Origin of the sequence: Neobacillus endophyticus (assembly GCF_013248975.1) — a bacterium.
Lineage (GTDB): Bacteria > Bacillota > Bacilli > Bacillales > Cytobacillaceae > Neobacillus > Neobacillus endophyticus.
Window position 1 is genome coordinate 43,650 of sequence record NZ_JABRWH010000001.1, and the last position, 12,533, is coordinate 56,182.

Annotated in this window: 11 protein-coding genes and 1 other annotated feature; of the genes, 1 reads left to right on the forward strand and 10 read right to left on the reverse strand. The window is 40.5% G+C overall.

All coding sequences use genetic code 11. The features are described from left to right. Nucleotides 1-41: 41 nt before the first annotated feature. The 10 genes from alaS to cymR form a co-directional block, all read right to left on the reverse strand. Complete coding sequence (alaS, locus tag HPT25_RS00255; protein WP_173058393.1) at nt 42-2,675, reverse strand: alanine--tRNA ligase; 2,634 nt, start codon at nt 2,673-2,675, stop codon at nt 42-44. Between the two features lie 54 nt (nt 2,676-2,729). Further along, nucleotides 2,730-2,959: a binding site (T-box leader), on the reverse strand. 52 nt (nt 2,960-3,011) lie between these two features. Beyond that, nucleotides 3,012-4,082 carry an AI-2E family transporter gene (locus HPT25_RS00260; protein WP_173058395.1) on the reverse strand — a complete coding sequence of 357 codons (1,071 nt, stop codon included), beginning with the start codon at nt 4,080-4,082 and terminating at the stop codon, nt 3,012-3,014. Nucleotides 4,083-4,170: 88 nt separating this feature from the next. Beyond that, nucleotides 4,171-4,305, reverse strand: a complete 135-nt coding sequence (locus HPT25_RS00265) for a YrzQ family protein (protein ID WP_173058397.1) — start codon at nt 4,303-4,305, stop codon at nt 4,171-4,173. 116 nt (nt 4,306-4,421) lie between these two features. Continuing rightward, a complete protein-coding gene (locus HPT25_RS00270) occupies nt 4,422-4,613 on the reverse strand; it encodes a YrzR-like zinc ribbon domain (protein ID WP_173058399.1) in 192 nt (63 codons plus the stop codon). A gap of 11 nt (nt 4,614-4,624) precedes the next feature. Further along, nucleotides 4,625-5,101 (reverse strand): PRC-barrel domain-containing protein, encoded by a 477-nt coding sequence (locus HPT25_RS00275; protein WP_173058401.1) that lies wholly within the window; start codon nt 5,099-5,101, stop codon nt 4,625-4,627. A gap of 33 nt (nt 5,102-5,134) precedes the next feature. Continuing rightward, nucleotides 5,135-7,552 carry an SF1B family DNA helicase RecD2 gene (gene recD2, locus HPT25_RS00280; protein WP_173058403.1) on the reverse strand — a complete coding sequence of 806 codons (2,418 nt, stop codon included), beginning with the start codon at nt 7,550-7,552 and terminating at the stop codon, nt 5,135-5,137. 34 nt (nt 7,553-7,586) lie between these two features. Further along, nucleotides 7,587-8,243, reverse strand: a complete 657-nt coding sequence (locus HPT25_RS00285; protein WP_173058405.1) for a tetratricopeptide repeat protein — start codon at nt 8,241-8,243, stop codon at nt 7,587-7,589. An 81-nt stretch (nt 8,244-8,324) separates the two neighbouring features. Continuing rightward, the gene (gene mnmA / locus HPT25_RS00290) at nt 8,325-9,443 is read right to left on the reverse strand and encodes a tRNA 2-thiouridine(34) synthase MnmA (protein WP_173058407.1); all 1,119 of its coding nucleotides are present in this window, start codon (nt 9,441-9,443) and stop codon (nt 8,325-8,327) included. Between the two features lie 34 nt (nt 9,444-9,477). Continuing rightward, nucleotides 9,478-10,620: a cysteine desulfurase family protein gene (locus tag HPT25_RS00295; RefSeq protein WP_173058409.1), complete on the reverse strand. Its 1,143-nt coding sequence runs from the start codon at nt 10,618-10,620 to the stop codon at nt 9,478-9,480. Nucleotides 10,621-10,659: 39 nt separating this feature from the next. Next, the gene (gene cymR, locus HPT25_RS00300; protein WP_173058411.1) at nt 10,660-11,079 is read right to left on the reverse strand and encodes a cysteine metabolism transcriptional regulator CymR; all 420 of its coding nucleotides are present in this window, start codon (nt 11,077-11,079) and stop codon (nt 10,660-10,662) included. A gap of 160 nt (nt 11,080-11,239) precedes the next feature. On the opposite strand from cymR, the gene HPT25_RS00305 reads away from it, so the two are divergent. Further along, nucleotides 11,240-12,508, forward strand: coding sequence for a replication-associated recombination protein A (locus HPT25_RS00305; RefSeq protein WP_173058412.1), 1,269 nt, complete (start codon nt 11,240-11,242; stop codon nt 12,506-12,508). Nucleotides 12,509-12,533: the final 25 nt, after the last annotated feature.

Below are 12,533 nucleotides of genomic sequence, written 5' to 3' on the forward strand. Positions count from 1 at the left end.
TTGTAATTGTTACCTTCATTTTACACTACTTTGTCCTTTTATCAAATTGATTTTACCCATTCTGAAACAAATTGAAGGGCAGAATCAAGTTTTTCAGGATCCTTTCCTCCCGCTTGTGCCATATCAGGACGGCCTCCGCCCCCACCGCCGCATCTTGTGGCAACTTCTTTAATTAATTTTCCAGCATGATAGCCTTTATCAATTAAATCTTTTGTTACAGCAGCGATTAAGTTCACTTTATCTTCATGTGCACTACCTAAAACAATGACTGCCGATCCAAGCTTTTGCTTTAAATCATCTGCCATATTTCTAAGATTATTCATATCTGCTGCTTGAACTTTCGCCGCAAGTACAGTGACACCTTCAATTTCAACTGCATGTGAAACAAGGTTGCCTGCTTCAATGTTCCCAAGCTTGGCTGACAGTGATTCATTTTCCCTTTGAAGCTGTTTCATTTCCGCTAGTAAGCCATCGAGACGCGATGAGACTTCTTTTGGATTTGTTTTTAACTTTTCTGCAGCATCCTTTAAAAGTCCCACTTGTTCATTTAAAAGCTTATAAGCAGATTCGCCTGTAACAGCTTCAATCCGTCTTGTACCGGCTCCGATGCCACCTTCTGAAACAATTTTAAACAGACCAATGACAGCAGTATTCGGTACATGGCAGCCACCGCAAAGTTCAAGGCTGTAATCACCAACTTGTACCACACGAACAATATCACCGTATTTTTCACCGAAAAGTGCCATTGCTCCCATTGATTTGGCTTCAGCAATTGGTTTTTGGCTAATATCTACATCAAGGCTGCTCCATATTTTCTCATTAACGATTTTTTCAATTTGCTCTAGTTCTTCCGGTTTGATTTGACCAAAATGAGAGAAATCAAAACGGAGACGTTCTGGTTCAACAAGAGATCCAGCCTGGTTAACATGTTCCCCAAGAATATCTTTTAATGCACGATGCAGGATATGTGTTGCTGTATGGTTTTTGGTAATTTTTACACGGTTAGAAGCATCTACCTGTGCTGTTACCTGTTGCCCCGTTTTCAATGTTCCATGGCTGATCACAACATGGTGGAGGTTTTGGCCATTAGGAGCTTTATGAACATCCTTTACGGTAACTAGTACTCCTTCGCCTTCCACGATACCACGATCCGCAATTTGACCTCCGCTCTCAGCATAGAATGGGGTAACATCAAGAATAAGCTGAACTTCCTCACCGTCTTCAGCCTCACTTACAAGTTCGCCATTTTTAACAATGGAAAGTACGGTGGAGTTTGTTTTAAGCTCATTATAGCCTGTAAATTGGCTTGAAACTGTGATGTCACGAAGGACTCCTCCCTGGACATGCATGGAATTTTCATCATGACGAGCTGCACGTGCGCGTTCGCGTTGTTCTTCCATCTCTTTCTCAAAACCGTCAACATCAATTTTCATTCCAGCATCAAGTGCATATTCCTCGGTCAATTCCACTGGAAAACCGTAAGTGTCATAAAGTCGGAAAACATCTTCTCCATTAATGGTGTCGCTGCCCTTTTCTTTTTCTTTCTTAATGACGCTTGATAAAATCGCCAAACCTTCGTGAAGGGTTTCGTGAAACCTTTCTTCTTCATTTTTAATAACCTTTTGAATGAATTCCTGCTTATCTTTTACCTCTGGATAGAAATCATGCATAATTCCCCCGACTACAGGAACTAATTCATACATAAACGGACGGTTAATATTAATTTGTTTCGCGTAACGTACTGCTCTGCGCAAGAGTCGTCTCAAAACATAGCCGCGTCCTTCATTTGATGGCAAAGCCCCATCGCCAATGGCGAAAGCCACTGTTCGAATATGGTCGGCAATTACCTTAAAGGCAACGTCACGTTCTTTCTCAACACCATATTTATCACCTGAAATCTCTTCTGTTGCACGGATGATTGGCATAAACAAATCGGTATCAAAATTTGTCGGGACGTTTTGAACAACTGAAGCCATCCGTTCCAAGCCCATTCCAGTATCAATATTTTTCTTTGGAAGCGGTGTATACGTTCCATCTGGGTTATGATTAAATTGTGAAAATACAAGATTCCAAACCTCTAAATAACGCTCATTCTCACCGCCTGGATACAATTCAGGATCGTTTAGATCATTTCCGTATTCCGGACCACGGTCATAGAAAATCTCTGTATTAGGACCGCTTGGACCTTCCCCGATATCCCAGAAGTTTCCTTCCAATCGGATTATCCGTTCCTCGGGAATACCAATGGTATTATGCCAAAGATCAAACGCTTCCGTGTCTTCTGGATGGATGGTCACAGACAGCAACTCAGGATCCCAGCCGATCCATTTTTTATCAGTTAAAAATTCCCATGCCCATTCGATTGCTTCTTTCTTGAAATAATCCCCAATAGAAAAGTTACCAAGCATTTCAAAAAACGTATGGTGTCTTGCAGTTTTTCCAACGTTTTCAATATCGTTTGTACGAATGGATTTTTGCGCATTGGTGATTCTTGGATTTCCCGGTACAACACGTCCGTCAAAATACTTCTTTAATGTTGCAACGCCGCTGTTAATCCACAGCAAAGATGGGTCATCATGTGGAACAAGAGAAGCACTAGGCTCAATAGCATGTCCTTTTTCCTTGAAAAATTGTAAAAACATCGAACGAATTTGAGAACCAGTTAAATTCTTCATTGCATTAGCCTCCTTATTTATGTAAAAAAGCATATAAAAAGCCCCCATCCCCAAAACAGGGACGAGAGCTATTCTCGCGGTACCACCCTGATTATGAATACAAAGAACGTATTCATCTCTCAATGTTCCTTTAACGCAGGATTGCGGCAGGGATTAGCTGCACTCCGGATTAGCGTTCTGTTATCCTTCATCTAGAGCCTCTTTCAGCCACTGGAAGCTCCTCTCTTCTGCGCTTGATGCGTTACAGATGGACTATTACATACTCGATCCTTCAACATTTTTAATTCATTAAAATCTATATGACGAATTATAGCCATTTAACTATAGCTTTGTCAATTATTCCTTATTTTTGCTCTGTACGATCAGGTTTTTGGCATGAACGATCCCTGCTTTCAATACCACTAAAACCGGTACGGCAATAATTAAACCGATCACACCGCCGATTTCCCCGCCGGCTGTAATGGCCAGCATAATAAGGAGCGGATGCATATGCAAGCTTTTCCCAAATATATACGGGGACAATATATTCCCTTCCAGAAACTGAAGGACTAAAATAATGATAATTGTAATCATAACTAGCTTAACTGAAACAGTTGCTGCAATAATGACTGCTGGAAGTGCACCGATAATCGCTCCAAAATAAGGAATTACATCTGTTACCCCAACAATAAATCCTAAAAGCAACGGATACCGTAAATGGAAAAACCAGAACAACAGTGCTGCAGCACCGCCAATTATAACACATACCAAAATTTGTCCTCTAATGTAGCTGCCCAGAGAATCATCTACTTCTTTTAAAAAGCGGGCTCCCTGCCGCCTCCATTGTCTCGGGACCAAATACCAAATGACACGTTTGACTAGTTGTATATCCTTTAACATGTAAAATGCTATAAATGGAATAATGACTATCACAAGTGCTGATTTTAGAAATTTAACTAAAATATCAATTGTCAGTGATAACATGGAGTCTACTGTTTCTTCAAATGCGTCAATTCCATCATTCATTCTGCCTTGAAGCCCATCCGGCCATGTTCTTGTGTGCGCTTGAATAGCATTGATCCAACTGCGATATTGTTCTGCAAAAACAGGTGCATTTTCAGAAAGGTCCTTCATTTGATCAATAAACGCAGGAATGCCTTTATACAAGGCAAAACCAATCCCACCAAAAAAAAGAACATAGATAAAAAGAATAGCCAGACCTCGGTGAAGTCCCTTTTCATGCAGTTTTTCAACAATCGGGTGAAGTAAATAGGTAATAAATCCGGCTATTAAAAAAGGGAGTATAATAATCCCGGCTACTTTCAGGATGGGAATCCAGACGAAGCGTATCTTTAAAAAGACGTAAAGCGAAATTAATATAAGCAATATAAAGCCGATCCGCCAGTACCATTTCATTCGGATATCCAAAGCCATGCCTCCTTATAAGTTATTGTGAGAGGAAAACCTTGGAATTATTCATATTGAAAAAACCCCTCAACGCATGAGGGGATTAAGTCTAAAAAATCGAACGTTTAATTGTTTTTTGCATTCTTTTCATATTGCGGGCTGACATTAAATTGCTTCTTTGGACTAAATTATAAGCAGCCATCCCTGCACCAAAAGCAATCACTGACGTCGTCAATTTATTCATACATTTCACCTCTTCTGTATTGTCGGACTTCGAAGAAGAATTCGACAGCTAAGCAATCGCATGAGTTTGATGGCGATCACTTTATTAAAGAAGAAAGTGGACTTTTATCCACACTTTTAAATGGTGTAACGACGCTCTTCCTCTTCAAACAAATCATCTAATGAACTAAGTGATCCGTCTTCCTCCACTTGGTGGGTATTGATCAGACCTTTGGAAACTGAAAGTTCAATAAAGCAGTTCCAGCAATAATATTGGTTAATACCAATTTTGCCAATATCCTTGCTTTGACAATTAGGGCACTTAAACACGAAAAGACACCTCACGTTTCTTTTACTTCAACGATAATGGCATCTTTTCCAACCGTTAAGGGTTTCCCGGAATGGATTACTTGTTTTCCTTCCGTAATATCTGAAAAGAAACCATCCGTAATTTCGTACCCTATAATGGTGCCCACTTCCTCTTGGAAATATACATCTTTTAACAATCCAAGTGACTCACCGCTTTTGGAAAGCATCAGTTTTCCTTCAAGTGGATTCTGATGTGTAAAGGTATATTCCGGGCTCTCCTCCAGCTTTTCCAGATAATTTTTGTCTTCAATCATCAGGCCATCCCACCCAAAGGAAGTCACTTTTTTAATATTCAAATAGCGTGTTTGTTTGAAGAAAACGCCCGTTCTAACCAATAGACCTGTAACAATTCCGCTTTTTGACATGCACAGGTCACAAACTTCCCCCATTTTCATACCGCTTTTCGTTTCAAATACAGGTTGGCCTTTCACTAAAGAAAATGTTCGCAAAGAGCATCCACCCCTTCCGGAACATTTATAGTTTCAGTCATTTGGTAAAAAATCATAAGGTGTAACGTTTTCCATTCCGATCATCGGATTAACCAGCATTAATTCTTCTTCATAGGATAGACCGTTGTCAGTCATTTCCACTAAAGATTCCGAAATGTTGGTCTTTGGATAAATGGATTCCTGGAGTTTATCACATAATGTTGTCTTCCTTGAGAGTTCATCGGCTCTTTCCACTCCCATCCTTAAGGCATCCTCTTCACCACATAAAATTAATGATTGTTTGCTTCTTGTAATGGCTGTATATATGAGATTCCTCCGCAGCATCCGATAATAGCTTCTGGTGACTGGAAAAAGAACGATTGGAAATTCACTTCCCTGTGATTTATGCACCGAGCAGCAGTACGCATGCGTGATCTGATTTAAATCCTGCCGCGAATATTCAACTTCATTTCCTTCATAGGAAATATAAATCTTATCTTCCTTTTCCGTATTTTCTTTTGCGTATATAATCGAAATAATTTCACCAATATCCCCGTTAAACACATTGTTTTCTGGCTGATTAACAAGCTGAAGCACTTTATCGCCAATTCGGTATTTTACCTCGCCAAAAGTAATTTCTTTTCTTTTTCCGTCAGGATTAGGATTAAAAATTTCCTGAAGCAGAACATTCAGTCTGTCAATACCTGCCGGCCCTCTGTACATGGGTGCTAACACTTGAAAATCCTTGGCACTATAGCCTTTATTTTTTGCATTTAATGCAATCTTTTCAACCACTTCCACTACTTGTGAGGTAGAGCACCTGATAAAGGATCGATCTGCTTGTTTTTTAGTAATATCAGCCGGGATTGTACCATTTTTAATATCGTGTGCCAATTCGATAATAGAGGATCCTTCTGCCTGGCGGTATATATCTTTGAGGCGGACAGTTGGAATCCGTTCAGACCGCAGCAAATCCTTTAAGACCTGTCCAGGTCCTACAGAAGGAAGCTGGTCCTCATCGCCAACAAGAATAACTTGGATATTTTCAGGCAAAGCCTTAAATAATTGGTTGGCCAGCCATATATCAAGCATTGAGGATTCATCCACTATGATGATTTTTCCTTCTAACGTATTGGCTTCATCACGATCAAAACCCTCTGTACCATTTAAGCCAAGGAGCCGGTGAATCGTAACTGCGGGAAGACCGGTCGATTCACTCATCCGTTTTGCCGCGCGACCAGTTGGAGCTGCGAGTAAAATTGGGAAGGACTCATCTTTTTTATGATAGACTTTCGGATCTAAAGAGCAGCCATGCAGTTCGGCATATAATTCAACAATTCCTTTAATAACCGTTGTTTTTCCGGTCCCTGGGCCCCCAGTTAGAATCAGCATCGGTGACATTAAGGCGGTTTGAATCGCTTCCCTTTGTGTCGGGGCGTATTGAACTCCAAGCCGCTCTTCAAGTCCCCCTAACGCCAGTAAAAACTCCGACTCCGGGAATTGCTCCTGATACTCCTTTTGCTCCAAAATGCGTTGAATACTTGTTACCAATCCTTTTTCAGCAAAAAATAAAGACGGCAAATATACACGCTGTTCCTCACCGATTACCTTTCCCTCTTCCTCGAGCTTAATCAGTTCATTCGATATATCCAAAAAGTTAATTTCATCTCGTTTATTTTCCTCAAGCAGTGCCTTTACCTGCTCAAGCAAATCCTTAGCATGCAAATATACATGGCCAGTTTGCATGCAATCATTTTCCAATGTATATAGACAGGCTGCTTTGATTCGATCCGGATGATTTCCGGATATCCCCAACTGATAACCCAGTTCATCAGCCCGGCCAAACCCAATCCCTTCAATATCTTCAACAAGCTGATACGGGTTCTTTTGAATGGTATTCAAAGTTTCTTCTTTGTAAACCTGATAAATTCGCATCGACAGCTGTGGGCCGAAGCCATATTGATTTAAAGCGATCATCACCTGTTCCAGGCCCTGGTGCTCCATCAATGTGTCATATAGTAATTTCGCCTTATCGGGAAGGAGCTTCGGAACTGAATCAAGTAATGACGGTTGATTCAAAATTTTTGAAATTGCATTTTCACCTAACGTTTCTACGATACTTTCTGCTGTCTTCTTGCCAATTCCTTTGAACATTTCACCAGATAAATAAGCAATAATCCCTTGTTTTGTTTGCGGCATGTCCTTACGGAAATGATTAACCTGAAACTGTGTGCCAAACTTTGGATGTTCCGTAAATTGCCCGTAAAATATGTAAGTTTCCTGCTCATGAATCCGGGGAAAATATCCGGTGATGACCGCTTCTTTGTCTTGATATTGATCATTTGTTTCATCTACACGAAGCCTTAGTACCGTATAAAGATTCTGTTCATTGTGAAAAATAGTCACTATTGGTCTGCCCTTAACAAACTTTCCCTGTTCGGCGAATAAATCGATGGATTCCTGTTTTTCCAATCAGCTCCCTCCTTTCTTACTTAACTAACAACCATTATTCTTCAATGACCTCAATATGTTTCATTGCATTCCTTGTATATTCATGATCAGGTTGAATTTCCAATGCTTTTTCAAACATTTCAATTGCTTTTTCTCCATTGTCTTGAAGGGCATAGGCCATCCCTAAATTATAATAAGCATCTGCATGGTTAGGTTCAATCTCCACACATTTTTCAAATTGTGTCTTAGCATCTTCCACCATTTTAAGCTGAGCAAGGCACAGCCCGTATTGATAGATAGCTTCTGCATCAGAAGGATTCAGTTCAACACATCGCTGTAAATATGGAAGAGCCTTTGTGCTTTGTTCCAAGATCATTAAGGTCGTTCCGAGCATAAAATAATTATCTGTAGTATCAAGCCCTTTTTTTATAGCGAGTTCAAAACATTTCTTTGCTTCCTCGTAGCGTTCTTGACTGTAATAAAGAGTGCCTGCACCATAATAAGCTGTTGCAGCGTTTTCATCTAGGGTGATAGCCTTGTTATAGAAAGCCAATGCTTTGTCGTCAGAACCTGCTAAAGCCAAAACATTGCCAAAATTGATATAGGCAACCGGGTCATCAGGATTTTCATTAATTGCGTCGTGAAATGCCTCTGCAGCTAAATCCAACTTTCCTTCCTTCATAAATTCAATTCCGCTTTGATTTTTATCCATTTAAATCAACTCCATTCTAAATTGAAGTATAACATATTTAAGATAAAACCCTGATTCCTCTTTAGGAATCAGGGCCTATTTTTAGCCTACATACGTCAAATGTTCACCATTTTTATATATTTTATCGATGGTACCACCGCCAAGACATTCTTCGCCATCATAAAATACAGCAGCTTGTCCAGGGGTAACAGCGCGAATTGGTTCATGGAATCGTACTTCGCATTTATCACCATCTAACAATCGAACGGTCACCTTGTGGTCTTCCTGGCGATAACGGAATTTTGCTGTACATTCAAATTCCAATGGTTTCGCACGATTTGAAACCCAGCTTACGTTTGTGGCAATGATTGAATCAGAATAAAGTTTTTCATGATGGAAGCCTTGTCCAACATAAAGTACATTTCTTTTTAAATCCTTGCCAATTGCAAACCATGGTTCCCCTGAACCACCAATGCCCAAACCATGACGCTGGCCGATGGTGTGATACATTAAACCTTCGTGGCTGCCTTTAATCTCACCTTCGAACGTTTCCATTTTCCCTGGCTGCGCAGGCAAATATTGTCCAAGGAATTCTTTAAAATTCTTTTCCCCAATAAAACAAATACCGGTGCTATCTTTCTTCGAAGCTGTGGCCAGATTTGCTTCTCTGGCAATTTCCCGTACCCTTGATTTTTCTAAATTGCCGATTGGGAACATAACTTTACTTAACTGATCCTGCGTTAGCTGGTTAAGGAAATACGTTTGGTCTTTGTTATCATCAAGTCCGCGAAGCATTTTATACTCACCATCGCGGTACTCAACTCGTGCATAATGACCAGTAGCCAAATAATCCGCACCTAAATTTATCGCATGCTCTAAAAAAGCTTTGAACTTTATTTCTTTATTGCACATTACATCGGGATTTGGGGTACGACCTGCCTTATATTCATTCAAAAAATAAGTAAATACCTTGTCCCAATATTGCTTTTCAAAATTTACTGCATAATACGGAATCCCGATTTGATTGCAGACACGAATTACATCGTTATAATCTTCGGTAGCCGTACACACACCGTTTTCATCTGTATCATCCCAATTTTTCATAAAAATTCCAATTACATCATAGCCTTGCTGTTTTAATAAAAGCGCCGCTACAGAGGAATCAACACCGCCAGACATGCCCACGACTACACGTGTGTTTTTTGGATCCTTATGTTCCATTTGTTTCACCTCTCTTCTTACCTTATTTGAAAATTTATTTTCTCAGACGCGATACAACTTTCGCTGTCTCTTCCGCTGCTTTTAAAATTTCTTCAGACGTAGTGTTGAAACCGAAGCTAAAACGGATTGAGTTCGTTAACCGCTCTGATTGCTTGCCAAACATGGCCACAAGGACATGGGAAGGTTCAATCGAACCCGCTGTACATGCAGAACCGCTTGATACAGCAATTCCGGCCAAATCTAAATTTACTAGCATTGCTTCCACACTTGTCCCCGGAAAGCTTAAGTTTAATACATGTGTCATAGAATTTTCAAGTGATCCGTTTATTGTAAACTCTACTTGATGCCCACGAAGAGCTTGCAAAAATTTATCTTTAAAACTGGTGAATTTTTCTCTTTTCTCGTCCCGAACTATCCCAGCTAAGTCAACTGCTTCATGAAATCCTGTTATAGAAGCGACATTTTCCGTTCCTGCGCGACGTTTTCTTTCTTGTTCACCGCCAAATAAACGGGGAGCGATTTTTACATTAGAGCGTACGTAAAGAAATCCGATCCCTTTTGGACCATTAATTTTATGGGCTGAGACGGATAGCAAATCAACCAAGCAATCATTTACGTCAATATTTTCGATTCCGTATGCCTGCACAGCATCTGTATGAAATAATGCCTGATGATTTTTTAATAGCTCGCCAATTTCATTAATCGGCTGCAGGGTTCCTACCTCATTATTGCCATACATAATTGTAACTAATATGGTGTCGTCTCTTAAAGCTGCTTGCAGCTCGGTAACAGTTATTCGTCCTGTTTCATCGACAGGAAGATAGGTTATTTCAAAGCCAAGTTCTTCCAATTTTTCGCAAGCATGTAATACAGCATGATGCTCAATTTTTGTAGTGATGATGTGTTTTCCTTTATGTTGATAACTTTCAGCCACACCGAATAACGCCATATTATCCGCTTCTGTTCCACCGCTTGTAAAAATAATCTCGTTTTCCTTTGCACCAATACTTCGAGCCATCGCTTCCCTTGCCATGTCAACTTGATGACGCGCTTCACGACCAAAAGAATGGATGCTGGAAGGATTTCCTGGAATGGAATTCATGACTTCAAGCATTTTTTCAATAACTTTTGGATGCATGGGAGAGGTAGCGGCATGGTCGAGATAAATTCTTTCCATTGTGACACCTCAAATTGAAATAATTCTTTATTTTAACCATTAGATATAAAACATATAACCTTCCGGCTCACTATCTTCACTATGACTTGCTAAATCTTCCAATGATGTATTGTCCAAAACATCTTTTATTGCGTCACGTATGCGAATCCATAGCTCCCTCTTTGCTGGCTCTTCATTCTCAATCCCTTCAACAGGAGTGATCGGGCCTTCAAGGACACGAATGACATCACCGGCTGAAATTTTTGATGGAACGTCTGATAATATATATCCACCATATGCTCCTCTAATACTTTTTACTAATCCTGCATTTCTTAGCGGAGAAATTAACTGCTCTAAATAATGCTCTGATAAATCATTAGCATGTGCAATCGCTTTAAGTGAGGTAGGGCCCTCGCCATAATTTTTTGCCAACTCAATCATGATGGTAAGGCCATAACGCCCTTTCGTCGAAATTTTCATATATAAAAGCACCTCTATTCGTTATACTTTATTTTTTAATAACAGAAATTCATAGTAAATAGATAAGCATTAGAAATTATATCATATTCTACTTTAATATGCTTTTTGATAAGAAAATGGTATTGTAAAGCTATAATGATATTTCTTTGGAGAGATGTATATGCAGCAAAAACCCTTAGCCTACCGAATGCGTCCGCGCTCAATTGAAGAGGTTTTCGGCCAGCAGCACCTTGTCGGTGAAGGGAAAATTATTGCGAGAATGGTCAAAGCCAAACAGCTGGCATCAATGATTCTCTACGGCCCTCCGGGCATCGGAAAAACCTCCATCGCCAGTGCCATTGCCGGAAGTACAAAATATGCCTTTCGAACTTTAAATGCCGTTACCAATAATAAAAAAGATATGGAAATCGTTGCTGCGGAAGCAAAAATGTCCGGGAAAGTGATCCTTCTTCTGGATGAGGTCCATCGCCTGGATAAAGCCAAACAAGATTTCCTATTACCTTACCTCGAAAACGGTATGATTGTGCTTATTGGGGCAACAACAAGCAATCCCTATCATGCGATCAATCCAGCCATCCGCAGCCGCTGTCAAATCTTCGAACTTAAACCTTTGTCCTCTGAGGATGTCATACAGGCACTGAATTTGGCGCTTGATGATGAGGAACGCGGCTTAGGCAAGTTAAAAGTTGAAATTTCCCACGATGCTTTACTTCATTTTGCCCGAGGGTCTGGCGGAGATGTAAGAAGCTCACTTAATGCATTAGAATTGGCTGTTATGTCAACAGATCCAGATGAACAAGGGATCGTTCATATCGATGTCGCCATCGCCGAGGAATGTCTGCAAAAGAAAAGTATCCCTGCGGATAAGGATGGTGATGCCCATTATGATGTGGTATCTGCCTTTCAAAAGTCAATTCGTGGCAGTGATGTGAATGCAGCGTTACACTATCTTGGACGACTAATTGAAGCTGGCGACTTGCCAAGTATCAGCCGCCGGCTAATTGTCATCGCCTATGAAGATATCGGATTGGCAAACCCACAGGCGGGACCTCGGACATTAGCTGCCATTGAAACAGCTGAGCGCCTTGGGTTTCCTGAAGGACGTATTCCCCTGGCAAATACTGTGATCGAATTGTGCTTGTCGCCAAAATCAAATTCAGCCATTTTAGCCATCGATGCTGCCATGGAAGATATCCAAAAAGGTATCATTGGAGAGGTACCGGATCACCTTAAAGACGCCCACTACAAAGGTGCAAAAGAACTAGGCAGAGGCATCGGCTACCTCTACCCCCACAACTACGAAAACGGCTGGGTTCCGCAACAATACTTACCAGACAAACTCAAACACAAACAATACTACCAGCCAAAGAAAACAGGAAAATTCGAACAAGCCATGGCTGCTGTCTACGAAAAAATAACAAGAAAATGATGAAGGTGTCAGGCACCATGTGAAA

Excerpts from the sequence above, each read along its gene's own strand:
- alaS (WP_173058393.1), bottom strand. The coding sequence starts at position 2,675 with ATGAAGAATTTAACTGGTTCTCAAATTCGTTCGATGTTTTTACAATTT.
- HPT25_RS00265 (WP_173058397.1), bottom strand. The coding sequence starts at position 4,305 with ATGAATAAATTGACGACGTCAGTGATTGCTTTTGGTGCAGGGATGGCT.
- HPT25_RS00285 (WP_173058405.1), bottom strand. The coding sequence starts at position 8,243 with ATGGATAAAAATCAAAGCGGAATTGAATTTATGAAGGAAGGAAAGTTG.
- mnmA (WP_173058407.1), bottom strand. The coding sequence starts at position 9,443 with ATGGAACATAAGGATCCAAAAAACACACGTGTAGTCGTGGGCATGTCT.
- HPT25_RS00295 (WP_173058409.1), bottom strand. The coding sequence starts at position 10,620 with ATGGAAAGAATTTATCTCGACCATGCCGCTACCTCTCCCATGCATCCA.
- cymR (WP_173058411.1), bottom strand. The coding sequence starts at position 11,079 with ATGAAAATTTCGACGAAAGGGCGTTATGGCCTTACCATCATGATTGAG.
- HPT25_RS00305 (WP_173058412.1), top strand. The coding sequence starts at position 11,240 with ATGCAGCAAAAACCCTTAGCCTACCGAATGCGTCCGCGCTCAATTGAA.